Origin of the sequence: Pseudomonas sp. NY15181, from assembly GCF_048068055.1 — a bacterium.
Taxonomy (GTDB): Bacteria; Pseudomonadota; Gammaproteobacteria; order Pseudomonadales; family Pseudomonadaceae; genus Pseudomonas.
The window spans coordinates 1-25,630 of sequence record NZ_JBLUPT010000002.1; the positions used below are offsets into that span (position 1 = coordinate 1).

A 25,630-nucleotide genomic window follows, 5' to 3' on the forward strand; every position below is an offset into this window, starting at 1 on the left:
TTGCATGGCGACGTAGCTGGAGAAGGCGCGACCGCCTTCGTTCAGCGCCTTCATGGTCAGCAGCATGCGACGCACGTCCGGGTGCACGATGATCGGGTCGGCGGCCTTGTCCTGGGCCACTGGGCCGGTCGGCGCGCGGCTCTGGATGCGCTCGCGGGCGTATTCCACGGCGCTCTGGTAGGAACGCTCGCCAGTGGCCAGGCCCTGGATGCCAACACCCAGGCGCTCGTAGTTCATCATGGTGAACATGGCGGCCAGGCCCTTGTTCGGCGCATCGACGATCCAGCCGGTGGCGCCGTCGAAGTTCATCACGCAGGTGGCCGAGGCCTTGATGCCCATCTTGTGCTCGATGGAGCCACAGGACACGGCGTTGCGCCCGGCCAGGGAGCCATCGTCGTTGACCATCACCTTCGGCACCAGGAACAGCGAGATGCCCTTGGAGCCGGCCGGCGCGTCGGGCAGCTTGGCCAGCACCAGGTGGATGATGTTCTCGGTGAGGTCGTGCTCGCCGCCGGTGATGAAGATCTTGGTGCCGGAAATCTTGAAGCTGCCGTCGGCCTGCGGTTCGGCCTTGGTGCGGATCATGCCCAGGTCGGTGCCGGCGTGCGGTTCGGTCAGGCACATGGAGCCCGCCCAAGTGCCGGCGTACATGTTCGGCAGGAACTTGGCCTTGAGCTCTTCGCTGGCATGGTTGAGCAGCGACAGGCAGGCGCCGGCGGTGAGCATCGGGTACAGGCCGAAGGACAGGTTGGCCGAGTTGACCATTTCCTCGACCTGGGCGCCGATCACCTTGGGCATGCCCATGCCGCCGAATTCCGGCGCGCCGCCCACGCCCACCCAGCCACCTTCGGCGTAGGTGCGGTAGGCCTCGGGGAAGCCGGCCGGGGTCTTCACGCCCTCGGCGCTCCAGCTGCAGCCTTCTTCGTCGCCGCTGCGGTTCAGCGGGGCGATCACGCCCGCGGTGACCTTGCCGGCCTCTTCGAGAATCGCGCTGGCGGTCTCGGCGTCGACGGTCTCGGCCAGCGCCGGCAGTTCTGCCCAGAGCTTGGCAACCTCGAAGACCTCATTGAGGACGAATTGCATGTCACGCAGGGGAGCTTTGTAGTCAGCCATGGATAAATCCTCGAACGAAAACGACGGCTGATCAGCCAGCCAGCGGTATCAGAATAGGAGGTACGCGAAGGTACGCCGCCGGAGTTTACTCCAACAACTTTTCAGACTTTAAGCGTCATGTTGTGACCACACAGCAATATATTGGTCACGAAATGTAGCCATGACGAAAAGGCCCGCACGCGGCGGGCCTTCTCGTCTGGCGCGCGATTTACAGGGCGAACTGTTCGGCCGACAGGCGCATCAGTACGTCGGAACCGGCCTCCGCCGCCGCCAGGTGGGCCTGCGCGCGGGGCAGCAGGCGGCTGAAGTAGAACTCGGCGGTGGCCAGCTTCGCCTGGTAGTAGGCCGCCTCGCCGGCGCCCTCCTCCAGCTTCTGCTGGGCGACCAGCGCCATGCGCAGCCAGAAGTAGCCCAGGGTCACGTAGCCGGAGAACATCAGGTAATCCACCGAGGCGGCGCCGACTTCGTCCGGGTTCTTCATGGCGGCCATGCCGACCTTCTGGGTCAGCTCGCCCCACTGCTTGTTCAGTGCCGCGAGCTGGGCGACCTGCGCTTCCAACTGCGGATGCTCGGCGTGCTGCTGGCAGAGCTGGTGGACCAACTTGGTGAAGCCCATCAGCAGCTTGCCCTGGCTGCCGAGGACCTTGCGGCCCAGCAGGTCCAGCGCCTGGATGCCGTTGGTGCCCTCGTAGATCGGCGCGATGCGGCAGTCACGCACCAGCTGCTCCATGCCCCATTCGCGGATGAAGCCGTGGCCGCCGAACACCTGCATGCCGATGTTGGTGACCTCAAGGCCGGTCTCGGTCATGAAGGCCTTGCAGATCGGGGTGAGGAAGGCCAGCAGGTTGGCGGCGCGCTCGCGCTCCTCGGCGTCCTGGGAGAGGTGTTCGATGTCCAGCAGCTGCGCGGTGAAGTAGGCCAGCGCGCGGTTGCCTTCGTTGAACGCCTTCATGGTCAGCAGCATGCGGCGCACGTCCGGGTGGACGATGATCGGGTCGGCGGGTTTCTCAGGCGCCTTCGGACCGGTCAGCGAACGCATCTGCAGGCGGTCCTGGGCGTAGCGCACGGCGCCCTGGTAGCTGGTCTCGCCGAGGCAGAGGCCCTGCATGCCGGTGCCCAGGCGCGCGTGGTTCATCATGGTGAACATGCAGGCCAGCCCCTTGTTGGCCTCGCCGATGAGGAAGCCGCGGGCGCCATCGAAGTTCATCACGCAGGTGGCCGAAGCCTTGATGCCCATCTTGTGCTCGATGGAGCCGCAGGCCACGGCGTTGCGGGAGCCCACCTCGCCGTTCGCGTCGAGATTGAACTTGGGCACGATGAACAGCGAGATACCCCGGGTGCCGGCCGGCGCGTCGGGCAGCTTGGCCAGCACCAGGTGGATGATGTTCTCGCTCATGTCGTGCTCGCCGGCGGAGATGAAGATCTTGGTGCCGGTGATCGCGTAGCTGCCGTCGGCGTTGGGCACGGCGCGGGTCTTGATGATGCCCAGGTCCGTGCCGCAGTGCGGTTCGGTGAGGCACATGGTGCCGGTCCAGACGGCGCTGGTCATGCGCGGCAGGTAGGTGTTCTTCTGCTCCTCGCTGCCGTGGGCGTGGATGGCAGCCATGGCGCCTTTGGTCAGGCCGGGGTACATGCCCCAGGAGCAGTTGGACGCGCCGATCATCTCGCTGACCAGCAGGCCGAGGGACGGCGGCAGGCCCTGGCCGCCATATTCCGGATCGCTGGAAACGCCGTTCCAGCCAGCCTCGACGTACTGTGCGAAGGCTTCCTTGAAGCCCTTGGGCGTGGTCACCACGCCGTTGTCGAAGTGGCAGCCTTCCTCGTCGCCGGAGCGGTTCAGCGGGGCGATGACCTGCTCACAGAACTTCGCGCCTTCCTCGAGGATGGCGGCGAACATGTCCGGAGTGGCGTCGGTAGCGCCAAGGGCTTCGTAGCGGCCGGTGAAGTCGAAGACTTCGTCGGTGAGGAAGCGCACGTCGCGCAGGGGGGCCTTGTACTCGGGCATCGCGAATCTCCGTTCGGCTCAGGGCGCCAGAGTGGCGCGCAAACCTCGAACCTAAAGGTGCATGGCGGCCCGGACAATCACGCTGCACGCGCTGAATGCGCAGCCATAAGCAGCCATCAACTTGTGCGTACAGCGCCCCGGTGCGCCTGCCCGTGCACCGCCACGCGGTTGCGGCCGCCGCTCTTGGCCGAATACAGCGCCTGGTCGGCGCCCTTGATCACCTCTTCCGGGCTGCGCCGTTCGCCGTCGCGCTCGGCGACGCCGACGCTGATGGTCACCGAGACCGTCTGCGCTTCCCTGCCGCTGCGTCTGCTGCGGCCCTGGCGATCGTCCCTGGGCCGGTTGCCTCGATCGCGCAGCTGCATCGCGTAGCCCTCGATGGCTTGGCGCACCGCGTCCAGGTGCGGCAGACACTCTTCCACCGATTTGCCAGAGAACACCAGGGTGAACTCCTCGCCGCCGTAGCGGTACGCCTTGCCGCCCCCGCCGGTACGTCGCAACTGGCTGGCAACCATGCGCAGCACCTGGTCGCCGACGTCATGGCCGTGGCTGTCATTGAATTTCTTGAAGTGGTCCACGTCGACCATCGCCAGCACGTATTGCTGCCCTAGGCGTTCGAAGCGCTCGTTCAGCGCGCGGCGTCCGGGCAGGCCGGTGAGCTCGTCGCGAAAGGCCATCTGGTACGCCTCGTGGGCCACCGCGCCGGCCAGGTTGAGCATCACCAGGCTGGTCATCACGGTCAGCGCGTGGGGCAGGATGAACACCTTCGGCAGCATCCACAGCAGCCCCAGCAGGCCCACCAGTTGCGCGGCATGCAGCGGCCGCGGCTGGCGCAGGTAGGCGGCGAGCAGGGCGATGAAGGCGAGGATGAAGCCGAAGTAGGACAACTGCGCCAGGCTCATCCAACGCCCGTGCAGCGAAGGCCAGTAGACATCGCTGAGCAGCTCCGCCAGGCCCTGGGGGAAGCGTTGCGCCAGCGCCGTCGCGGTCGCGGCCACCGCCAGCAGCACGGCACTGCGGGCCAGCAGGTCCTGCAGCAGTTGCATGCGCTCCTGCCAGATACCGTACATCCCGTAGAGCAGCGGCAGCAGTACGCAGCACAGGTGGAACACCAGTGCCGCGTCCGGCCGCGTCGTATGGTTGGCGCGGTAGTAGTCGACCTGGGTATCGAGCAGGAAGTAGGCGATGTACACCACCCCCAGCATGAACAGTTGGCGCTGGCGGCCATAAACCATGCACAGGCCGCCACCGAGCAGCAGCAACAGGGTCGGCAGGACGTTGAACAGGGAGATGAAGAATTCGGACAGTTCGGCCAGGGAGCCGGCAGCGATGCCGGCCGGGATCAGCAGCAGGGGTATGAGGAAGTGGCTGAGCCGGTAGGGGGCCGTGGGTCGCACAGGGGGTTCCGAAGCGTTGGCGCCGGACTCGGGATCAGCGGACCGGCAAGTGGCGTAATGATGGCACTTTCCGGCGACATTTGCGTGATCACAGGCACGAAAAAGCCCGCCTTGCGGCGGGCTTCTTCCTGTTCAGCAGACGGACGGCAAAGCGTCCGCTGGCGATCAGTAACCGAGGGCGAAATCTTCCTCGGCCAGGTCCATCAGGTTGTTGGCGCCCGACAGCATGGAACCAACGTGCGCGCGGGTGCGCGGCAGGATGCGCTGGAAGTAGAAGCGCGCGGTCTTCAGCTTGGCCTGGTAGAAGGCCTCTTCGCTGGTACCGGCAGCCAGCTTCTCGGCAGCCAGGCGAGCCATGTCGGCCCAGAAGTAGGCCAGGGCTGCGTAACCGGAGTACATCAGGTAGTCCACCGAAGCGGCACCGACTTCCTCGCGGTCCTTCATGGCGGCCATGCCGACCTTCATGGTCAGTTCGCCCCACTCCTTGTTCAGCGCCGCCAGCGGGGCCACGAATTCCTTGACGGCTTCGTTGGCTTCGTTGGCTTGGCAGAACTTGTGCACGATCTTGGTGAAGCCCTTGAGCGCTTCGCCCTGGGTCATCAGGATCTTGCGACCCAGCAGGTCGAGGGCCTGAACGCCGGTGGTGCCTTCGTACAGCATGGAGATACGGCTGTCGCGGACGTTCTGTTCCATGCCGTGCTCGGCGATGAAGCCGTGGCCGCCATAGATCTGCACGCCGTGGTTGGCGGCCTCGAAGCCCACTTCGGTCATGAACGCCTTGGCGATCGGAGTGAGGAAGGCCAGCATCGCGTCAGCGGCTTTCTTCTCTTCTTCGTCCTGGCTGCGCTGCACGATGTCCACCTGCTTGGCGGCGAAGTACAGCATGGCGCGGTTGCCTTCGGCGAAGGCCTTGGCGGTCAGCAGCATGCGGCGCACGTCCGGATGCACGATGATCGGGTCGGCGGCTTTTTCCGGGGCTTTCGGGCCGGTCAGCGAACGCATCTGCAGACGCTCGCGAGCGTAGGCGATGCCACCCTGGAAACCGATCTCGGCGTGGGCCAGGCCTTGCAGCGCGGTACCCAGGCGAGCGGTGTTCATGAAGGTGAACATGCAGTTCAGGCCCTTGTTCGGCGGGCCGATCAGGAAGCCGGTAGCGGCGTCGAAGTTCATCACGCAGGTGGCGTTGCCGTGGATGCCCATCTTGTGCTCGATGGAGCCACAGGAAACGGCGTTGCGCTCGCCTACGCCGCCTTCGGCGTTGGGCAGGAACTTCGGCACGATGAACAGCGAGATGCCCTTGGTGCCCTGCGGGGCGTCGGGCAGGCGGGCCAGCACGATGTGGACGATGTTGTCGGCCATGTCGTGTTCGCCAGCGGAGATGAAGATCTTGGTGCCGGTGACCTTGTAGGTGCCGTCAGCCTGCGGCTCGGCCTTGGTGCGCAGCATGCCCAGGTCGGTGCCGCAATGCGGCTCGGTCAGGCACATGGTGCCGGTCCACTCGCCGGAAACCAGCTTGGTCAGGTAGGTGTGCTGCTGCTCCGGGGTGCCGTGGGCGTGCAGGGTGTTCATGGCGCCGTGGGACAGACCCGGGTACATGCCCCAGGACCAGTTGGCCTGGCCGACCATTTCGCTGATCGCCATGCCGAGGGATTCGGGCAAGCCCTGACCGCCGTGCTCGACGTCATGGGCCAGGCTCGGCCAGCCGCCTTCGACGAACTGCTGGTAGGCCTCCTTGAAGCCGGTCGGGGTCTTCACGCCTTCCGGGCTCCACTTGCAGCCTTCCAGGTCGCCAACGCGGTTCAGCGGAGCGATTACCTGTTCGCAGAACTTGGCACCCTCTTCGAGGATGGCATTGACCATATCCGGGGTGGCGTCTTGAGCGCCCGGCAGATTCTGGTAGTGCGCTTCGTAGCCCAGCAGCTCGTCGCGAACGAAACGGATATCACGCAAGGGGGCCTTGTAATCAGGCATAGCGATAAACCTCTACGAAGGGTTCTGGTTAATGGGCGACCGGTCGTTGCGGTCGCAGTGCGGGATCGTTCCCGGCCGCCCAGTCGGTGCGCGCACGCACCCCGACAATCAAACAGGCGTTTGAAACATACGTTTATGCCATACCCTTGTCAAGCATGCAGACCGACCGCCCGGTCACGCTCGCAGGGCTACCGCCGGTGCGCTTGCGCGCCGCCGTCCTGAGATTGATTAAAGCCCATGGCAGAGCGGCCGGCGCGTCGCGAGGACAGCCGGCGGGGCAGGAAGAAAATACGGGAGGGAAGTGAGCGTCAGGCGCGGATATCGATGAGGGTGCCGAGGGTTTCGTCGGCCGCCTGGATGACTTTGGCGCCCGCCTCGACCTCATGCTGGCCGCGGCGAAGGTCGACCAGGTGATCGGCCAGGGCGTCGCTTGCGCCGCTGCGGGCGCTGGCGATCCCGGCGCCGGCCTGGTCGACGCGCTGCTGGCCGCTCTGGACCGAGCTCAAGCCGGCGGCGAATGCATTACCGGAGATTTCCATCGGTGCGTCTCCCTGGACGAAAGCAGCCAATGGCCACCATTCAAGCAGAGTTCCGCCCGCCCGGCCAGGTGCTGTTACAGATCGAGGATGCTCAGGTCCAGGTGCGCGGCGACAGCCGAGGGCGTCGCCGGCGACAGCCGGGGCACGCGGCCGATGCAGGGTGCCGGCAGGCGTTCGGCCAGGGTCGCCAGGTTTTCCTCCAGGCGCGACGTATTGGGATCGACGATGTTCGCCACCCAGCCGGCCAACTGCAGGCCGTCGCGCTGGATCGCCTCGGCACTGAGTACCGCGTGGTTGATGCAGCCCAGGCGTACGCCGACCACCAGGATCACCGGCAGGTCGAGGGCGATCGCCAGGTCCGACAGGCTCTCCTCACCCGACAACGGCACCCGCCAGCCGCCCGCCCCTTCCACCACCGAGAAGTCGGCGCCCAGCTGCAACACCGAGCGCACGGCCGGGGCCAGCGTCTCGACCTGCAACTTCACGCCCTTCTCCCGCGCGGCGAGGTGCGGCGCGATGGCCGGCTGGAAGGCGAAGGGGTTCACCTGGTCATAGGCCAGCGGCAGGCTGCATTCGCCCAGCAGCGCCAAGGCGTCCTCGTTGCGCAAGCCCTCGGGCGTCCGCTCGCAACCGGAGGCCACCGGCTTGGCCGCCGCCGTGGACAACCCGGCCAACCGCGCCGCATGGAGCAGGCCGGCGGCGATGGTGGTCTTGCCGATTTCGGTGTCGGTGCCGGTGATGAAGTAGGCGTTGGGCATAGGTACCTCGGAAGCAGACCGTAGGAGCGGTTCTCATCCGCGATCAGCGTCGGATACGCCGGCCATTCGCGGACAGACTCCGCTCCTACTAAGAATAGATTTTGCGCAGGACGGCGTAGACCACCCGGTAGGTGGCCGGCAGTCCCTGGGGCTGGCGGAATTGTTCATAGGCGGCGATCAGCGCGCGCACCCGCTCGCGCCCGGTCAGGCCGTCGGGCCGGCCGGGATTGAGGTTGTGCGCGCCGAGCGCCTTGAGTTCATGGGTCAGGCTGCGCAGGTCGGGGAAGTGCAGGACGCGGTCCTCGGTGCGCAGCTCCAGCACCTCCAGCCCACTGTCGGTGCAATGCCGCTGGTAATCCTCGAAGGCGCGGAAGCGGTTCACATGGACGAAGCCATCCACTGCCTCCCAGGCGCTGCGCAGCTCGCCCAGGGTGCCGATGCACAGGCTGCTGAACGCCAGCACGCCGTTCGGGCGCAGTACCCGCCGTGCCTCGCTCAGCACCGACGGCAGGTCCGCACACCATTGCAGCGCCAGGCTGGAGAACAGCAGGTCGCACGCCCCGTCGCGCAGCGGCAGGTGCTCGGCGTCGCCACCGATGAAGTACTCCGCACCACCCAGCTCGCGGGCATGGCGCAGCATGCCTTCGGCGATGTCGACAGCCAGGCCCCGTGCCTGTGGATAACGCGCCGCCAGGGCGCGGGTGAAATAGCCGGTGCCGCTGCCCAGGTCGATCCAGCGCTCTGGCGCCAGCTCGCCCGGCAACTGCTGCAGGAGCTGCGAGCCGACCGCGCGTTGCAGGTCGGCCACCGCATCGTAGGTCTCTGCGGCGCGGGAGAAGGAAGCGGCGACCTGACGCTTGTCAGGCAGCGTGTTCGAACTGCTTTCAGGCATCGTCGCCCTCGTGGATGAATCTGAGGATGGCGCCGGCCACTTCGTCCGGCAGCTCCAACGGCAGCCCGTGGCTGGCGCCGGGCACCAGGCTGACCTCGACGTCCGGCAGCCATTCCAGCAGGGCGTCGGCGGCAGCGGCCGGCACCAGGGCGTCGTTGCCGGCGAACAGGTGTAGCTGCGGGCCGGGATAGCGGCCCAGGGCGGCACGGGTATCAAGCTGGCCGAGCAACTGCAGGCCGGCGGTCAGGCCGGCGGCATCCAATTGCGGCAGCGCCACCTGCAGTTGCCGCGCCAGGGTGCGCGGGTCACGGGCGCCCTGGCTGACCAGCAGGGTGAAGCGCTTGCGCACCAGCTGCGGCTCCAGCAGGAAGGCCTCGAAGAAGTCTTCGAACACTTCGATGGCCATCGCCTCGGGCCAGTCTTCGCGGCGGCGGAAACAGGGGTTGCTGGCCAGGGTGACCAGTCCACGGCAGGACTCGCCGCGCCGTGCCGCCAGCTCGGCGGCGAGCATGCCGCCCAGCGACCAGCCGGCGATCCAGGCGTCGTGGGGAACGTTGTCGTCCAGCTCGTCGAGCCAGACGCTGGGCTCGGCATCGGTCGGCAGCGGCTCGATCTGCACGTTCAGGTGCGGCGCCTGCTCCAGCAGCGCCTCGCGCAGCGGCTCCAGCGGCGCGCTGCCCAGGCCCCAGCCCGGCAGCAGGATCAGTTGGTCACGCATCGTCGCCCTCCTCGGCATCGATCTCTGCCAGAAGGCTAGACGACACCCGCTGCCAGCCATCGGCCAGCGCCACCAGCAGGCGGTCGACCTGGGCTTCGCTGTGCAGCGCGGACAACGTCACGCGCAGGCGAGCGGTGCCGGCCGGCACGGTCGGCGGACGGATGGCGCCGACCAGGATACCGTGCGCGCGCAGTTCCGCCGACAGGGCCATGGCCTGTCGGCTGCCGCCGATGAGGATCGGCTGGATCGGCGTCGGGCTGTCCATCAGGCGCAGGCCGATGGCCTGGGCGCCGGCGCGGAAGCGGGCGATCAGGGTGTTCAGGTGGTCACGGCGCCAGCTTTCGGCGCGCAGCAGCTCCAGGCTTTTCAGGGTGGCGCAGGCCACCGCCGGCGGCTGGCTGGTGGTGTAGATATAGGGGCGGGCGAACTGGATCAGCGTCTCGATCAGCTCCTCGCTGCCGGCGACGAAGGCGCCGGCGGTGCCGAAAGCCTTGCCGAGGGTGCCGACCAGCACCGGCACGTCCTCCATGCCCAGCCCGAAGTGCTCGACGATGCCGCCGCCGGTCGCTCCCAGCGGGCCGAAGCCGTGGGCGTCATCGACCATCATCCAGGCGTTCCTGCTCCGTGCCTCGGCACAGAGCGCCGGGAGGTCGGCCAGGTCGCCGTCCATGCTGAACACGCCATCGGTCACCACCAGGGTGTTGCCTTCGGCCTTGTCCAGGCGCGACGCGAGACTGGCGGCATCGTTGTGCAGGTAGCGCGTGAAGCGCGCACCGGACAGCAGCCCGGCATCCAGCAGCGAAGCGTGGTTGAGGCGGTCTTCCAGCACGCTGTCGCCCTTGCCCACCAGCGCGGTGACGGTGCCGAGGTTGGCCATGTAGCCGGTGGAAAACAGCAACGCGCGCGGACGGCCGGTGAACTCGGCCAGCGCCAGCTCCAGCTCGTGGTGCGGACCGCAGTGGCCGTTGACCAGGTGCGAAGCACCACCACCCACGCCCCAGCGCGCGGCGCCGGCACGCAGGGCGGCGATCACCTCGGGGTGATTGGCCAGGCCCAGGTAGTCGTTGGAACAGAAAGCCAGCATCGGCTGGCCGTCGATGACCACGTCCGGCCCCTGCGGGGTTTCCAGCAGTGGGCGGCGGCGGTAAAGGTCCTCCGCCTGGCGCTGGGCCAGGCGGGCGGCGAGATCGAAAGACATACGCAACCCCGAATCGGCGGCGGTCCTCCAGGTGGAGAACCTGCAGGAACGAACGCGCCCGCGATTCAGCGTGCGGAATTCGCGAGCTCGCTCCTACAAGAAAAGCAGATCAGGCCGAAGCCGCGTTGTAGAACATCTGCGAGTCGCGCTGCTCCACCAGCGCCTGCTCGATGGCGGCCTGGTGCACTTCGTCGGCGTGCTCTTCGCGTTCCTCGGGCTTGATGCCCAGGCGCGCGAACAGCTGCATGTCCTTCTCGGCCTGCGGGTTCTTGGTGGTCAGCAGCTTCTCGCCGTAGAAGATCGAGTTGGCGCCGGCCATGAATGCCAGGGCCTGCATCTGCTCGTTCATCTGCTCGCGGCCAGCGGACAGGCGCACGTGGGATTTCGGCATCAGGATGCGGGCAACGGCCAGGGTACGGATGAAGTCGAACGGATCGACGTCCTTCTCCTCCGCCAGCGGAGTGCCTTTCACCTTGACCAGCATGTTGATCGGCACCGACTCCGGGTGCTCGGGCAGGTTGGCCAGCTGGATCAGCAGGCCGGCGCGGTCGTCCACCGACTCGCCCATGCCCAGGATGCCGCCGGAGCAGATCTTCATCCCCGCCTCGCGCACGTACGCCAGGGTCTGCAGGCGCTCGCTGTAGGTGCGGGTGGTGATGATGTTGCCGTAGAACTCCGGCGAGGTATCGAGGTTATGGTTGTAGTAGTCCAGGCCGGCGTCGGCGAGGGCTTTAGTCTGTTCCTGGTCCAGGCGACCGAGGGTCATGCAGGTTTCCAGGCCGAGTTTCTTCACGCCCTTCACCATTTCCAGCACGTAGGGCATGTCCTTGGCCGACGGGTGCTTCCACGCCGCGCCCATGCAGAAGCGGGTGGAGCCGATGGCCTTGGCTTCCGCTGCGGCCTCCAGCACCTTCTGCACTTCCATCAGCTTTTCCTTGTCCAGGCCGGTGTTGTAGTGGCCGGACTGCGGGCAATATTTGCAGTCTTCCGGGCAGGCGCCGGTCTTGATCGACAGCAGGGTGGAAACCTGCACGCGGTTCGGGTCGAAGTGCGCGCGGTGCATGGTCTGCGCCTGGAACAGCAGGTCGTTGAACGGCTGTTCGAACAGGGCGCGGACTTCGGCAAGGGTCCAGTCGTGGCGGGTTACTTGGGCTGCGGTGGCACTCATGGGCAAAGTCCTTCGACGCTTGGGGGCGCCTCTTGTCTAAGGTGCCCCGGCGGCGCGCCACCGGGGAAATCAGGCTCAAGGCATCATATGTGGACCTGTGACGCTGTCAACCACTCTTGCGACACAGGTCGACAAGTGATCATTTAATGATCAAATCGATATTTCCTCTCCGTGCCCCGCTGAACCCGGAGGCCTACGGACCGATCCAACCCAACAGGACATTCAGGAGTCCCCCCCCAGATGGGAACAGAAGGATTCTTCGACAGCCTCGGCCAGATGGTCGGCAAGGCCATCCGCTTCATCGTCGATCTGCTGTCGGGCCTGCTCGGCGGCCTGTGGCGCGCCATGGACGACTTTTTCCACGGCCTGGCGCGGGCTGTCGGAATCGACGTCTCGATCTTCAGCTTCGTCCTGCTCTTCCTCGGCCTGCTGCTGCTCTACAGTGGCATCCGCGCCTTCCTGCGGCGCTCGATCTTCGGCGGGCTGATCTGGACGGTGCTGGGACTGCTGGTCCTGAGCTGGCTGATCCACTGATGGCCGCCACCCATGGAGGGGTGGAATGCGGTTCTCTCAATGGCGCCCCGTCTGGTGGCGCCCACGTGTGCAATGCCTGTTGTGCGGCGGGATGGCGGAGCAGGCCGGCCTGCCGCTCTGCCCCGGTTGCGACGACGACCTGCCCTGGCTCGCCGGGCACTGCGCGATCTGCGCCCTGCCGCTGCCAGCCGCCGGCCTCACCTGCGGACAATGCCTGCGCCGCGCCCCCGCCTTCCAGCGCGTCGAAACGCCCCTGCGCTACGGCTTCCCGGTCGACGCGCTGATCACCCGTTTCAAACACCAGGCCAACGCGCCCTTCGGCCGGTTGCTCGCGCAGTTGCTGGCGCGCCATCTGGTGCACGCCTTCGACGAGGGACTGCCACGTCCGGACCGCCTCGTGCCCGTACCGCTGTCGCGCCAACGCGAACGCCGACGCGGCTTCAACCAGGCCGCCCTGCTGGCCGGCTGGCTGACCGCACCACTGGGCCCGCCTGTGGATAACCGGCTGCTGCGGCGCATCCAGGACACCCCCGCGCAGCAGGGCCTGGACGCCGCCACGCGCAAACGCAACCTGCGCCATGCCTTCGCCCTGGCCGATGGCGCCAGAGTCGAAGGCTTGCACCTGGCGCTGGTGGACGACGTGCTGACCACCGGCGCCACCGCCCAGTTCATCGCCCGCGAACTGCGCAAGGCCGGCGCCCGTCGGGTCGATGTCTACTGCCTGGCGCGCACGCCGGCCCCGGAATAGACAACCGCTCGTCCACATTCCTGGCAACTTTCCCTTGCGTTTTGTCGGCAGGCGTCGGAGCCTCGCCGCATACCAATAAGCACTCGCGAAACCATGACCACCCTCAGCCTGCTGACCCAGCACGTCACCCGCCGCCCGCAACGCATCGCCCTGCTCGCGCAGATCGCCCAGCTCGGCTCGATCACCCACGCCGCCAAGGCGGCCGGCATGAGCTACAAGACCGCCTGGGACGCCATCGATGAACTGAACAACCTCTCCGACCGCCCGCTGGTGGAACGCAGCGTCGGCGGCAAGGGCGGCGGCGGCGCACGCCTGACCGCCGACGGCGAACGCCTGCTGGCGCTCTACCAGCGCCTGGAGGCCCTGCGCGAGCACATCGTCGAACATGTCGAACACCAGGCCGACCTGGAGCTGATCGGCCGTCTGATGATGCGCACCAGCGCCCGCAACCAGCTGCATGGGCGTATCTGCGCCATCGAACACGCCGGGCTCAACGACCTGGTGTGCATCGAGCTGCCCGGCGGCTCGCGCATTCAGGCGCGGGTCACCCGCGAAAGCACCGAGAAGCTGGAACTGCACGACGGCCAACCGGTGGTGGCACTGATGAAGGCCGGCTGGCTGTACGTCGACCTGCCGCACATTCCCTGCCCGGAAGGGCTGAACGCGCTGGAAGGACACATCGACGACATCCGCGATGCCGACGACGGCCCCAGCGAAGTGCGCATCCAGCTGCCCAGCGGGCAGATGCTCTGCGCCCTGACCGATCCCGAGCGCATCGAGATCCTGCGTCTCAAACCCGGCACCCAGGTCCGCGCGCAGTTCTCCCCCGCCCAGGTGATCCTCGGTACGCCGCTGTAGTTTCCCTGCCGTATATCAAGCCCCGCACCACCGCGCCGCGCTCCAATGACCGTCAGCGATTCCCGCCCCAAGGGGCGGGCCCTGCGGTTCAGCCACACCGGAGCCCCGCCATGCGCCGTCTGCCAAGCCTGCTCATCCTGCCCCTGCTGTTGTCCCTGCCCCTGCTCGGCCAGGCCGGCCCGGACGTGCTGCGCGTCGGCGCCAGCCAGGCGCTGATGCCGACCCTGGAGCCGCTGGTGGACCGCTACCAGATCGAGACCCGCAACAAGGTGCTGCTGATCGGTGGCGACGACGAGGCACTCGGCGAACAGGTGCACCAGGGCACGCCCTATGACCTGCTGTTCAGCGAACAACCCGCGCCGCTGACCCACCTGCACCACCAGGGCCACGGCGAGAAACCCCGTCCCGTTGGCTGCACTGCGCAGCCCATGCAGGAGCTGACCCTGGTGCGGGGCGAGCGACAGGCACTGGCCACGCACTTCCTCGACTACCTGAAACAACAGGACTGCAAGAGACACTGAGGCAAAGCGCTCGCGGGGGTACACTAGGCGGCCTGCACACTGCCTGGATCGTCGCCATGTCCCATCCCTTCTCCGACCTCACGCCCGACCTGGTTCTGGATGCAGTGGAAAGCATCGGTTTTCTCAGTGACGCCCGCGTGCTGGCGCTCAACAGCTACGAGAACCGCGTCTACCAGGTGGGCATCGAAGGCAGCGAACCGCTGATCGCCAAGTTCTACCGCCCGGGACGCTGGAGCACCGAGGCGATCCTCGAAGAACACGCCTATGCCACCGAACTCGCCGAGTGCGAAGTGCCGCTGGTGGCACCGCTGGTCCACGAGGGCAAGACCCTGTTCGAGCACGCGGGCTTTCGCTTCACGCTGTTCCCCCGCCGTGGCGGCCGCGCGCCGGAGCCCGGCAACCTCGACCAGCTCTATCGCCTGGGCCAGTTGCTCGGTCGCCTGCATGCGGTCGGCGCCAACCGCCCCTTCGAGCACCGCGAGGCGCTGACGGTGGATAACTTCGGCCACCAGTCCCTGGCGACCCTGCTGGAAGGCAACTTCATCCCCAAGAGCCTACTGCCGGCCTACGAGTCCGTGGCCCGCGACCTGCTGAAGAAGATCGACGAGCTGTACGCACGCGTGAGCTATACGCCGATCCGCATGCACGGCGACTGCCACCCCGGTAACCTGCTGTGCCGCGACGAGACCTTCCACGTCGTGGACCTCGACGACTGCCGCATGGGCCCCGCCGTGCAGGACCTGTGGATGATGCTCGCCGGCGAACGCCAGGAGCGCCTCGGGCAGCTCTCGGAACTGATCGACGGCTACCAGGAATTCCACGACTTCGACCCGCGCGAACTGCCGCTGATCGAAGGCCTGCGCGCCCTGCGCCTGATGCACTACAGCGCCTGGCTGGCACGCCGCTGGGACGACCCGGCGTTCCCGCCGAGCTTCCCCTGGTTCGGCAGCGAGCGCTACTGGGGTGACCAGGTGCTGGTGCTGCGCGAACAGTTGGCGGCGCTGGATGAGGAGCCGCTGCGGTTGTTCTGATTTTTGCCGGCCCGACGGCCGGATCGCGGACGGAGTCCACTCCGACGCAGAGATTAGACACGCGATGGCTTTTCGTAGGACCGAGGGGGACGCCTAGTCCTTGCTCGCGTACAGATTCCCCGGCAGCTACGTCGCCATGCGGTTCGCGAGCAAGCTCGCTCCTACACGCCGTAACGACAACGTTACGCGCATTCACTGCAGCCCGCGCATCGGTGCCCTTCCCGGCACAGACAAGCCACCACGCGCGCCCTAGAATTGTGCAGCCACTCATTAGCTGCCTAACCAAGGATGTTCCATGGCTACCGCCAATCCCCGCCGGGGCTATGCCCTGGGCCTGACTGCCTATGTCATCTGGGGACTCTTCCCGATCTACTTCAAGCTGCTCGAACGCATTCCCGCGCTGGAAATCATCACCCACCGCGCCATCTGGTCCGCGGTGTTCGGCGCCCTGCTCCTGCTGGTCTGGAAGCATCCAGGCTGGTGGCGCGAGCTGCGCGAGAATCCCAAGCGCATCGCCGTGCTCACCGCCAGCGGCCTGTTGATCGCCAGCAACTGGCTGGTCTACGTCTGGGCGGTGAACAACGGCCACATGATCGAGGCCAGCCTGGGCTACTACATCAACCCGCTGATCAACGTCCTGCTCGGCCTGGTGATCCTGCGCGAGCGGCTGCGCCCGCTGCAGTGGGTCGCCGTCGGCCTCGCCGCGCTGGGCGTGGCGCAGCAGTTGTGGCAACTGGGCAGCGTGCCCTGGGTATCGTTGGCGTTGGCGCTGACCTTCGGCTTCTACGGGCTGATCCGCAAGCAGGCGCCAGTCGCCGCGCTACCGGGACTGGTGGTGGAAACCTGGATCCTGCTGCCGCTGGCGATTGGTTACCTCGTGCTGTTTGCCGACGGCCCGAGCGTGCACGCGGATTTCTGGACTACCAAGGACGCCATCTGGCTGGCCGCCGCCGGTCCGATCACCCTGGTGCCGCTGGTCTGCTTCAACGCCGCCGCACGCCACCTGCCCTACGCCACCCTCGGCTTCCTGCAATACCTGGCGCCGACCCTGGTGCTGCTGCAGGCCATCTTCCTGTTCGGCGAGCATCTGGACAGCACCCGCCTGGTGTCCTTCGGCTGCATCTGGCTGGCGCTGGTGGTGTACAGCGTGGACATCTGGTATCGCCTGTCCCGCGGCAACTGATCAATCCTTGACCACATTGCTGAAAGCCCCGCCCTTCGGGGCTTTCAGCAAGCCACCACCAGACTATCCACAGCCCCATCCCGCGCCAACGGGGATAACCGCCTTGCTCAGGCCCTTATCCCCACTCCAATTCCTTCAGCGTCGGTCGGCGCATTCGTCGGCACAGCCTCCGATCATTTTTCGATCAAATCTCTGAAAGCTCTGTAATTACTGGGATACAGCCAGATTCCCAGTGTTTTTCCACAGGCTAATCCCCCTGCGCTGTGAATCTTCCGAGCAGCCTTTGCCAGCGCGTGGACAACTCCGCATAAGCCGCGTAAGCAAAGGCCTTCAGCCATCCATCAACGGGCTTTCCACAGACTCATCCAGAGGTTTTGTGCACAGCGACGGAACCGCGTGTCGTGCTCACCTGGCAGCACGGCGTGGCCGCAAATACCGCTCAGAAAACGAACAACCCCTTGCAGGCACCGCCGTTGCTCGCTTGTAGACAGTTATCAACAGAAAGCCCACGGAGCGATCCACGCGATCTGTGCACAGCGGCGATGCTGATCGTGGATAAGCGCTTAGGGGTAAGACCCAATGAAAATGGGCCCTCCGCGAATCCAATCACAGAGAGCCCACAGACTTACCCACAGATGAGACAAGGAAGGATGGCGGATCAATCCCCACTGTGGAAATTCATTTCCACCATCAGGTCGTCGGCCAGTTCCTCCAGGCGCGCCTGCAAGGTTTCCAGCGACAACGTCAGCGGCACCGCGAGCAACGCCTCGGCGTGGAACAGCGGCTCGCTGCTCATCGGCGCCGGCAGGACTTCGGTGGTCAGGCTCTCCAGGTTGACGCCATGTTCGCTGAGCAAACGCGTGATATCGCGGACGATGCCCGGACGATCGTTGCCGACCAGGTCCAGATGGATCGGCTTCCAGTTGCACGCCGGCTCAATGCCGCTTTCCGCCAGCAGCACGCGAATGCCGTGGGCCGACAAGCCCTGCAGGCCTTCAACCAGTTCGTCGTAGCCCTCGGCGGGAACCGCCACCCGCAGGATCCCGGCGAACTGCCCGGCCATGCGTGACATGCGGCTTTCCAGCCAGTTGCCGCCATGGGCGGCGATGCACTGGGCGATGCGCTCCACCAGGCCGGGCTGGTCCGGGGCGATGACCGTGAGAACGAGGTGATCCATGGTGCAGCCTCCATCAGGCGGAAAGATCCAGCCAGTAGGTGTAGAACTTCTCGTCGCGCTGGTAGCCGAGGCGCTCGTAGAGCGACTGGCCGGCGCGGTTGGTCTTGGCCGTTTCCAGCATCAGGCCGCAGGCGCCGGTGGCCTCCGCATGGGCGCGGCCGGCGTTCATCAGCGCTTCCCCATAACCGTCGCGGCGCGCGGCCGGGATCACGTAGAGGTCGCTGACCAGCCAGGCGGGCTGCAGCATCAGTGAGGCGAAGAACGGGTAGAGCTGGACGAAGCCCACGGCCAGACCGTCGATGCTGCGGGCGATGAACACGGTGGACTGGCTCTGCTCGATGCGCGCCTGGAGGAAGCCACGAATTGCCGCATGGGGCGCGGGTACTTCGTAGAAGTCGAGGTAGCCGGAGAACAGCGGCACCAGGTCGTCGAGATCGGCGGGGGTGGCAAGTGTCACGGACATGCGGGATTCTCCAGGGCGGAGAAAGCAGTATAGGCAGGGCACGCGGCGCTGGCTGCGACGGGGTGCCACAGGTACCGATTCAAACCATTCGTATACAGTTTGAAGATTTATCTGGAACAACCCATAAAAACTTTGCGAACATATTAAACGCTACGTGACTGAGATGCGTACTTTGGTCTAACCGCGACGCAAGCCCACTGATTTTTCCCATGGCATCATGTAGTATTCCGCGGCTCGGACTACAAGGCGTTTTGCCTGTGTCCAGAGCTGGTCCTGAGCAGAGTGAGGCAAGCAATGACTGAACGCGTTCAAGTCGGTGGCCTGCAGGTCGCCAAAGTCCTGTTCGACTTCGTAAACAACGAAGCCATTCCCGGCACCGGCGTCGACGCCGGCAAGTTCTGGGCAGGTGTGGAAGCCGTAATCAACGATCTGGCCCCCAAGAACAAAGCCCTGCTCGCCAAGCGCGACGACCTCCAGGCGAAGATCGACGGCTGGCATCAGGCCCGCGCCGGTCAGCCGCACGATGCGGTCGCCTACAAGGCCTTCCTGCAGGAAATCGGATACCTGCTGCCGGAAGCGGCTGACTTCCAGGCCAGCACCCAGAATGTCGACGAAGAAATCGCCCGCATGGCCGGCCCGCAGCTGGTGGTGCCGGTGATGAACGCGCGCTTCGCGCTGAACGCCTCGAACGCCCGCTGGGGCTCGCTGTACGACGCACTGTACGGCACCGATGCGATCAGCGAAGAGAACGGCGCCGAGAAGGGCAAGGGCTACAACAAGGTCCGTGGCGACAAGGTCATCGCCTTCGCCCGCGCCTTCCTCGACGAAGCCGCCGCGCTGGAATCGGGCTCCCACGTCGACGCCACCGCCTACACCGTGAAGAACGGCGCGCTGGTCGTGCCCCTGAAGAACGGTAGCGACACCGGCCTGAAGAACGCCGCCCAGTTCCTCGGCTTCCAGGGCGACGCCGCCAAGCCGCAAGCCGTGCTGCTCAAGCACAACGGCCTGCACTTCGAAATCCAGATCGACCCCACCAGCCCGATCGGCCAGACCGACGCCGCAGGCGTGAAAGACGTGCTGATGGAGTCCGCGCTGACCACCATCATGGACTGCGAAGACTCGGTCGCTGCCGTCGACGCCGACGACAAGGTCGTGGTCTACCGCAACTGGCTGGGCCTGATGAAAGGCGACCTGGCCGAGTCCGTGACCAAGGGCGGCAGCACCTTCACCCGCACCATGAACCCGGATCGCGTCTACACCAAGACCGACGGTACCGAGCTGACCCTGCACGGCCGTTCCCTGCTGTTCGTGCGCAACGTTGGCCACCTGATGACCAACCCGGCGATCCTCGACGCCCAGGGCAATGAAGTGCCCGAAGGCATCCAGGACGGCCTGTTCACCGGCCTGATCGCGCTGCACAACCTCAAGGGCAACACCACCCGCAAGAATAGCCGCACCGGCTCGATGTACGTGGTGAAGCCGAAGATGCACGGCCCGGAAGAAGTGGCCTTCGCCGCCGAGATCTTCAGCCGCGTCGAAGACGTGCTGGGCATGCCGCGCAACACCATGAAGGTCGGCATCATGGACGAAGAGCGCCGCACCACCATCAACCTGAAGTCCTGCATCAAGGCGGCCGCCGAGCGCGTGGTGTTCATCAACACCGGCTTCCTCGACCGCACCGGTGACGAGATCCACACCTCCATGGAAGCCGGCGCCATGGTGCGCAAGGGCGCCATGAAGACCGAAAAGTGGATCGGCGCCTACGAGAACAGCAACGTGGACATCGGCCTGGCCACCGGCCTGCAGGGCAAGGCACAGATCGGCAAGGGCATGTGGGCCATGCCGGACCTGATGGCTGCCATGCTCGAGCAGAAGATCGCTCACCCGCTGGCCGGCGCCAACACCGCCTGGGTTCCGTCGCCGACCGCCGCCACCCTGCACGCGCTGCACTACCACAAGGTCGACGTGTTCGCCCGCCAGGCCGAACTGGCCAAGCGCGCACCGGCCTCGGTGGACGACATCCTGACCCTGCCGCTGGCGCCGAACACCAACTGGAGCGCGGAAGAGATCAAGAACGAGCTGGACAACAATGCCCAGGGCATCCTCGGCTACGTAGTCCGCTGGATCGACCAGGGCGTCGGCTGCTCCAAGGTGCCGGACATCAACGACGTCGGCCTGATGGAAGACCGCGCCACCCTGCGCATTTCCAGCCAGCTGCTGGCCAACTGGCTGCGCCACGGCGTGGTCACCCAGGAGCAGGTACTGGAAAGCCTCAAGCGCATGGCTTCGGTGGTGGACCGCCAGAACGCCAACGACCCGCTGTACCGCCCGATGGCGCCGAACTTCGATGACAACGTGGCCTTCCAGGCTGCGCTGGAACTGGTCATCGAGGGCACCAAGCAGCCCAACGGCTACACCGAGCCGGTCCTGCACCGCCGCCGCCGCGAGTTCAAGGTCAAGAACGGTCTGTAAGAACTTCGCAGCGCGATGAAAGAACCGCCCTTCGGGGCGGTTTTTTTATGGTTTCTGAAAGGCGATCGAGGGGCGGCAGGAATCATCGCAGACGGAGTCCGCTCCTACGTCGAGTGCAAGCCTGAGTCGTTGGAGCGGACCTTGTCCGCGAATCCCTCAGGATGCGCCAATTTCGCGGAGAAGCTCCGCTCCTACGAGATCAAGAGCCCCTCACCCTCACCCTCCCCCGCAAGCGGGAGAGGGGACCGTTCGGTGCAGGATGAAACCACGACGTCAGCCGGCACGATCTGCCCCCTCTCCCTTTGGGAGAGGGCTGGGGTGAGGGCAAGCGTTGGCACAAATATCCCAGAAGAAGACAGTTGCTCCTACAAGAGCAAGGGGCATCAGAGAACCAACGGCACGAACTCGCAGGACACAGAACGCGATGTTCTCGTAGGAGCGGACTCCGTCCGCGATGCCCTTCGCCGCAGCACAGCCCCACACGTAACGTCTGTGCACAATTTTTGTGTACAAAATCCCCATTTCATACATTCATCGCACACCGAAAACCTGACCTATAAGTCAATGATAAATCTGGAAAAATAATTTCAGGACCGCTCCGGCAGCCATGAAGGCCGCACCAAATCAGGGCTCCCGCCTGATCATCCATCGAATCCAGCAAGGCATCGGGAAGCACTCGGCACGCACTGGCACGGATCTGGCTTTTGCACACAAACCCAAAAAGCCGTGCATACAAAATCCGAGTAGCCCATGACTTCCAGCCCCTCTCATCTGTCCGGCGTTTCCCCCATCCAACCTGTCGACAGCGCGGCCTCCACCAGCGGTGCCGCGCCAACCCTGAGCCCGCGCCTGTATAGCGCCGACCTCGCCCCGACCAAGGCCCAGGGCCGCAGCTGGGGGCGCTACAGCCTGTTCGCGCTGTGGACCAACGATGTGCACAACATCGCCAACTACTCCTTCGCCATCGGCCTCTTCGCCCTCGGCATGAGCGGCGCGCAGATCCTCGCCGCCTTCGCCCTCGGCGCGCTGGTGATCTACGGCCTGATGAACCTCTCCGGCTACATGGGCCAGAAGACCGGCCTGCCCTACCCGGTCATGTGCCGTATCAGCTTCGGCATTCATGGCGCACAGGTTCCGGCGCTGATCCGCGCGGTGATTGCCATCGCCTGGTTCGGCATCCAGACCTACCTGGCCTCGGTGGTCCTGCGCGTGCTGCTCACCGCCATCGCCCCGGACCTCAAGCCCTACGACCAGAACTCGATCCTCGGCCTCTCCACCCTGGGCTGGATTACCTTCCTCAGCATCTGGTGCGTGCAGCTGGCGATCTTCGCCTACGGCATGGAGATGGTGCGCCGCTACGAATCCTTCGCCGGCCCGATCATCCTGGTAGCCTTCGCCAGCCTCGCCGGCTGGATGTACTGGCGCAGCGGCCTGTCCATCTCCTGGTCCAGTGGCAACGCGCCGACCGGCCCGGCGATGTGGCTGAAGGTCTTCGGCGCCGCCGCGCTGTGGGTGTCGCTGTACGGCACCATGATCCTCAACTTCTGCGACTTCACCCGTAACTGCCCGGACCGCCGCACCATCAGCGTGGGCAACTTCTGGGGCCTGCCGGTGAACATGCTGGGCTTCGCGCTGATCGCCGTGGTGCTGGCCGGCGCGCAATTCAGCATCGACGGCAAGCTGGTGCAGGGACCGACCGAGATCGTCGCCGCCATCCCCAACACCGCCGGCCTGGTGCTGGCCTGCCTGGCCTTCCTGATCGTCACCGTGGCGGTGAACATCATGGCCAACTTCGTCGCCCCGGCCTACGTGCTCACCAACCTTGCGCCGAACCTGCTGAACTTCCGTCGCGCCGGCCTGCTCAGCGCCACCATCGCGGTGCTGATCCTGCCCTGGCACCTGTACAACAGCCCGGCGGTGATCGTGTATTTCCTCGGCGGCCTGGGCGCCCTGCTCGGCCCGCTGTACGGCATCATCGTCACCGACTACTACCTGGTGCGCCGTGGCCGGGTGAACCTGCCGGAGCTGTACAGCGAAAATCGCGAAGCCGCCTACCACTACCATGGCGGCGTCAACCTGCGCGCCGTGGCAGCGTTCATCCCGGCGGCGCTGATCGCCATCGTGCTGGCGCTGATGCCGGCGTTCGATGCGCTGTCGCAGTTCTCCTGGTTCTTCGGCGCCGGCCTCGGCGCGCTGATCCACTACGCCCTGGCCGATCGCAAGTGCGGCTATGCGGACGTATCCGGCGAACCCATCGCGGTGGATGCGGCGCATCACTGATCTGCCGATAAGACAAAGGCCGCCCGAGGGCGGCCTTTTTCATTCAGGGCGCCAGCAGGAAATCCAGCACCGCACCCTCGAACTCGCGGGGAAACTCGATGTTCGACAGGTGCACCGCCGGCAGTGTCAGCAGGCGCGCAGCAGGGATCGCTTCGGCGATCAGCTCGCTGTGGCTGGCGGCAGTGACGGTGTCGAACTGCCCGGCGATCACCAGCGTGGGCAGGCGAACCGTCCTCAGGGCGGCGCGCAGATCGGCGCCCTGCACGGCGCCAAAGGAGCCGGCCAGCCCGTGACGGTTGGTCGCCAGCAGCGTGGCGCGGAAGGGCTCCACTTCCGGCCGGCGCTGCTCCAGCCAGGCCGCCGGGAACCAGTTGGCCAGGAAGGTCGCAGCGGTGCCTTGCAGGTCCTCGGCTTCCAGCACCTCGGCGATGCGTGCATCCCACTGCTCTTGCGGCCCCAGCCAGGCCGAGGTGTTCGCCAGCACCAGCCGCTCGATGCGCTGCGGCGCATGCACGGCCAGCCACTGGCCGACGATTCCGCCGAGCGAGAGGCCAAGGAAATGCGCCCGCCGCACGCCGACCGCATCCAGCAACTCGATCACGTCCTCGCCCAACCGCGCCAGCGCATAAGGTCCCGGCGGCACGCTGGAAGCACCGTGGCCGCGTGCGTCGTAGCGCAGCACGCGGAAGTGCTCGGTCAATGCGGCGATCTGCCCATCCCACATGTGCAGGTCGGTGCCAATGGAGTTGGACAGCACCAGCAGCGGCAACTCGGCGGCGCCGTCCAGGCGGTAGGCGATGCGGGCGTTGTCGCGGGTAGTCAGGTAGTGCAGCGAGCTCATGGGAGCGTCTCCTCGAGTGAATGTGGAGACGAAGGTAGTTGCGGGGGGATTCCGAAGAAATTACAAAGATCTGAACAACTTTGTCAGGAAAGCTGACATGCACGATTTCACCCTGCACGACCTGCAATGTTTCGATGCAGTCGTCGAGTCCGGCGGCTTCCAGGCGGCGGCGCAACGATTGCACCGCTCGCACCCGGCGATCTTCGCCGCTGTTGCCCGGCTGGAGCGCCAATTGGGCTTCGAGCTGCTGGACCGCAGCGGCTATCGCGTCGGCCTGACCGCCGCCGGAGCGTCCTTCCACCGCCACGCCCAGGGCCTGCTCCGCGAGCTGGGCCAACTGCGCGACCACGCCGCCCACCTGGCGGCCGGCGAGGAAAGCGAACTGCGCGTGGTGCTCGGCGACTTCTGTCCACGCCCGACACTGCTGGAAAAGCTCGCGCGCTTCTTCGCCGAAGAACCGCAGACGCGCCTGCAACTGTATTTCGAGAGCGTCAGCGGCCCGCTGGAGCGGCTACTGGATGACGACGCCGACCTGATCCTGCACCGCGTGGACAAGGCCGACCCGCGTCTGGAATGGATAGACCTGGGCAACGTCGCTTTCGTCCCGGTGATCGCGCCGATGCTGCTCCCGGGGATGGAAAGCGTCACACCCGAGCACCTGCGCACGCTTACCCAGTGCGTCATGCGCGACAGCGCCCGGCACTCGCCGCCGGTGGACTACTTCACCCTCGATGGCGCGCCGCAATGCACGGTGCCGGACCAGGCGATGAAGAAGGAACTGGTGCTGCACGGCCTGGCCTGGGGTCACCTGCCGCGACACCTGATAGCGGAAGAGCTGGCCGCTGGGCGCCTGCGCAACCTCAGCGGTACGCAGTTGCCCGGCCGCCGCGAGGAGCTGGTCGCCGCGCGCCGCCGCGACCGCTCCCACGGGCCGGTGGCGCAGCGGCTCTGGCGCTTCCTGCAGCAAGCCTGATCAGCTGCGGCTCATCGGCCCACGCACCGGCTGCTCGCGCATGTGGCTGATAGCACTGACCGGCGCACCGGCGGCCAACAGCGCCTCGCGCTGCTGCAGGATCGGCGTGCGGGCGATTGCGCGCTCGAACTGGTTCAGCTTCTGGAACGCCGGCAGCGCAAAGGCCGCATCGAGCATCGCCGCTAGTTTCGGCCAGCGCTGGGCGTCCAGTTCATAACGGGCGAACTGTGCGTTGCGCATGAAGCAGGCGACGCTGATGTCGGCGATGGACAGCTCGCCGAACAGCCAGCCGCTGGCCGGCAACTGCGCCTCCAGGTAGTCGAACACCGCCGGCAGGTCCTGCTGGTAGGTCTTCTCCAGCATCGCCGCATCCGGCTCGCGGCCCCACACGCCACGGCCGATCACCAACTGGTCGAACAACTGCCAGATCACCACCTGGCCCATGCGGGCGTCGGCAAACTCCTCGATCCAGCGCGCGCGGGCACGCTGGGCGATGTCCGCCGGGTAGAGCGCGGGCTGTGGATAACGCTCCTCCAGGTACTGGCAGATCACCGAGGAATCGTTGAGCACCAGATCGCCGTCCACCAGCACCGGCACCTGGCGCAGCGGGCTCAGGCGCTCGAACTCGTCGTTGCCGTAGAAGGGCACGACGGAATCGACGCGGTAGTCCACGCCCTTGAGTTCGAGCATGACCAGCGCCTTGCGCACGTAGGGCGAGAGGTAGGAGCCAATGATCAGCAAGGGTTCGCGCATATCGGTTATCCGGTGGTTTGAAGTCGATCGATTGTAG

The 25,630-nt window shown here is 66.0% G+C and carries 23 protein-coding genes; 9 read left to right on the plus strand and 14 right to left on the minus strand.

Features of this window, described 5'->3' with window-relative positions:
• From ACNFBT_RS05460 to bioB, 10 genes are all read right to left on the minus strand, one after another.
• Positions 1-1,113 (minus strand): acyl-CoA dehydrogenase family protein (locus tag ACNFBT_RS05460; protein WP_416747219.1); only part of this gene is annotated, 1,113 nt, incomplete at its 3' end.
• A gap of 208 nt (positions 1,114-1,321) precedes the next feature.
• Entirely contained in the window at positions 1,322-3,118 is a 1,797-nt protein-coding gene (locus ACNFBT_RS05465; protein ID WP_416747221.1) for an acyl-CoA dehydrogenase C-terminal domain-containing protein, read from the minus strand.
• Between the two features lie 116 nt (positions 3,119-3,234).
• The gene (locus tag ACNFBT_RS05470) at positions 3,235-4,515 is read right to left on the minus strand and encodes a diguanylate cyclase (RefSeq protein ID WP_416747223.1); all 1,281 of its coding nucleotides are present in this window, start codon (positions 4,513-4,515) and stop codon (positions 3,235-3,237) included.
• Between the two features lie 165 nt (positions 4,516-4,680).
• The gene (locus ACNFBT_RS05475) at positions 4,681-6,486 is read right to left on the minus strand and encodes a phenylacyl-CoA dehydrogenase (RefSeq protein WP_416747225.1); all 1,806 of its coding nucleotides are present in this window, start codon (positions 6,484-6,486) and stop codon (positions 4,681-4,683) included.
• A gap of 308 nt (positions 6,487-6,794) precedes the next feature.
• Positions 6,795-7,025, minus strand: a complete 231-nt coding sequence (locus ACNFBT_RS05480; protein ID WP_343578170.1) for a hypothetical protein — start codon at positions 7,023-7,025, stop codon at positions 6,795-6,797.
• 74 nt (positions 7,026-7,099) lie between these two features.
• Positions 7,100-7,783: a dethiobiotin synthase gene (bioD, locus tag ACNFBT_RS05485; protein ID WP_416747228.1), complete on the minus strand. Its 684-nt coding sequence runs from the start codon at positions 7,781-7,783 to the stop codon at positions 7,100-7,102.
• Positions 7,784-7,871: 88 nt separating this feature from the next.
• Positions 7,872-8,675, minus strand: coding sequence for a malonyl-ACP O-methyltransferase BioC (gene bioC, locus ACNFBT_RS05490; RefSeq protein ID WP_416747230.1), 804 nt, complete (start codon positions 8,673-8,675; stop codon positions 7,872-7,874).
• A complete protein-coding gene (locus ACNFBT_RS05495) occupies positions 8,668-9,393 on the minus strand; it encodes an alpha/beta fold hydrolase (RefSeq protein WP_416747232.1) in 726 nt (241 codons plus the stop codon). Before ACNFBT_RS05495 ends, bioC begins: the two co-directional genes overlap by 8 nt.
• Positions 9,386-10,591: an 8-amino-7-oxononanoate synthase gene (bioF, locus tag ACNFBT_RS05500; protein WP_416747234.1), complete on the minus strand. Its 1,206-nt coding sequence runs from the start codon at positions 10,589-10,591 to the stop codon at positions 9,386-9,388. The genes ACNFBT_RS05495 and bioF overlap by 8 nt, the downstream gene beginning before the upstream one ends.
• 109 nt (positions 10,592-10,700) lie before the next feature.
• Positions 10,701-11,759, minus strand: a complete 1,059-nt coding sequence (gene bioB / locus ACNFBT_RS05505; RefSeq protein WP_416747236.1) for a biotin synthase BioB — start codon at positions 11,757-11,759, stop codon at positions 10,701-10,703.
• A gap of 240 nt (positions 11,760-11,999) precedes the next feature.
• Between bioB and ACNFBT_RS05510 the strand changes: the two genes are divergently transcribed.
• From ACNFBT_RS05510 to rarD, 6 genes are all read left to right on the plus strand, one after another.
• Complete coding sequence (locus ACNFBT_RS05510; RefSeq protein ID WP_207888142.1) at positions 12,000-12,293, plus strand: hypothetical protein; 294 nt, start codon at positions 12,000-12,002, stop codon at positions 12,291-12,293.
• 25 nt (positions 12,294-12,318) lie between these two features.
• Complete coding sequence (locus ACNFBT_RS05515) at positions 12,319-13,041, plus strand: ComF family protein (protein WP_416747238.1); 723 nt, start codon at positions 12,319-12,321, stop codon at positions 13,039-13,041.
• A gap of 93 nt (positions 13,042-13,134) precedes the next feature.
• Positions 13,135-13,899 (plus strand): TOBE domain-containing protein, encoded by a 765-nt coding sequence (locus ACNFBT_RS05520; protein ID WP_416747240.1) that lies wholly within the window; start codon positions 13,135-13,137, stop codon positions 13,897-13,899.
• A gap of 110 nt (positions 13,900-14,009) precedes the next feature.
• Positions 14,010-14,420: a substrate-binding domain-containing protein gene (locus ACNFBT_RS05525; protein WP_416747242.1), complete on the plus strand. Its 411-nt coding sequence runs from the start codon at positions 14,010-14,012 to the stop codon at positions 14,418-14,420.
• 56 nt (positions 14,421-14,476) lie between these two features.
• Entirely contained in the window at positions 14,477-15,451 is a 975-nt protein-coding gene (locus tag ACNFBT_RS05530; protein ID WP_416747244.1) for a serine/threonine protein kinase, read from the plus strand.
• A gap of 295 nt (positions 15,452-15,746) precedes the next feature.
• Complete coding sequence (gene rarD, locus ACNFBT_RS05535; RefSeq protein WP_416747246.1) at positions 15,747-16,634, plus strand: EamA family transporter RarD; 888 nt, start codon at positions 15,747-15,749, stop codon at positions 16,632-16,634.
• A gap of 658 nt (positions 16,635-17,292) precedes the next feature.
• Here the strand turns inward: rarD and ACNFBT_RS05540 are convergent.
• Both ACNFBT_RS05540 and ACNFBT_RS05545 read right to left on the minus strand, forming a co-directional pair.
• Entirely contained in the window at positions 17,293-17,811 is a 519-nt protein-coding gene (locus tag ACNFBT_RS05540) for a glycine cleavage system protein R (RefSeq protein ID WP_416747248.1), read from the minus strand.
• 13 nt (positions 17,812-17,824) lie between these two features.
• Complete coding sequence (locus tag ACNFBT_RS05545) at positions 17,825-18,274, minus strand: GNAT family N-acetyltransferase (RefSeq protein ID WP_416747250.1); 450 nt, start codon at positions 18,272-18,274, stop codon at positions 17,825-17,827.
• Between the two features lie 294 nt (positions 18,275-18,568).
• Between ACNFBT_RS05545 and ACNFBT_RS05550 the strand changes: the two genes are divergently transcribed.
• Both ACNFBT_RS05550 and ACNFBT_RS05555 read left to right on the plus strand, forming a co-directional pair.
• Positions 18,569-20,746 carry a malate synthase G gene (locus tag ACNFBT_RS05550; RefSeq protein WP_416747252.1) on the plus strand — a complete coding sequence of 726 codons (2,178 nt, stop codon included), beginning with the start codon at positions 18,569-18,571 and terminating at the stop codon, positions 20,744-20,746.
• A 750-nt stretch (positions 20,747-21,496) separates the two neighbouring features.
• On the plus strand, positions 21,497-23,026 hold the full coding sequence (locus ACNFBT_RS05555; RefSeq protein WP_416747254.1) for an NCS1 family nucleobase:cation symporter-1: 1,530 nt from the start codon (positions 21,497-21,499) through the stop codon (positions 23,024-23,026).
• 43 nt (positions 23,027-23,069) lie between these two features.
• Here ACNFBT_RS05555 and pcaD read toward each other — a convergent pair whose 3' ends face one another.
• Positions 23,070-23,867 carry a 3-oxoadipate enol-lactonase gene (pcaD, locus tag ACNFBT_RS05560; RefSeq protein WP_416747256.1) on the minus strand — a complete coding sequence of 266 codons (798 nt, stop codon included), beginning with the start codon at positions 23,865-23,867 and terminating at the stop codon, positions 23,070-23,072.
• A gap of 97 nt (positions 23,868-23,964) precedes the next feature.
• Between pcaD and ACNFBT_RS05565 the strand changes: the two genes are divergently transcribed.
• Complete coding sequence (locus ACNFBT_RS05565) at positions 23,965-24,840, plus strand: LysR family transcriptional regulator (protein WP_416747257.1); 876 nt, start codon at positions 23,965-23,967, stop codon at positions 24,838-24,840.
• On the opposite strand, the gene ACNFBT_RS05570 is transcribed toward ACNFBT_RS05565, so the two are convergent.
• On the minus strand, positions 24,841-25,593 hold the full coding sequence (locus ACNFBT_RS05570) for a glutathione S-transferase family protein (RefSeq protein ID WP_416747259.1): 753 nt from the start codon (positions 25,591-25,593) through the stop codon (positions 24,841-24,843).
• Between the last annotated feature and the right edge of the window lie 37 nt (positions 25,594-25,630).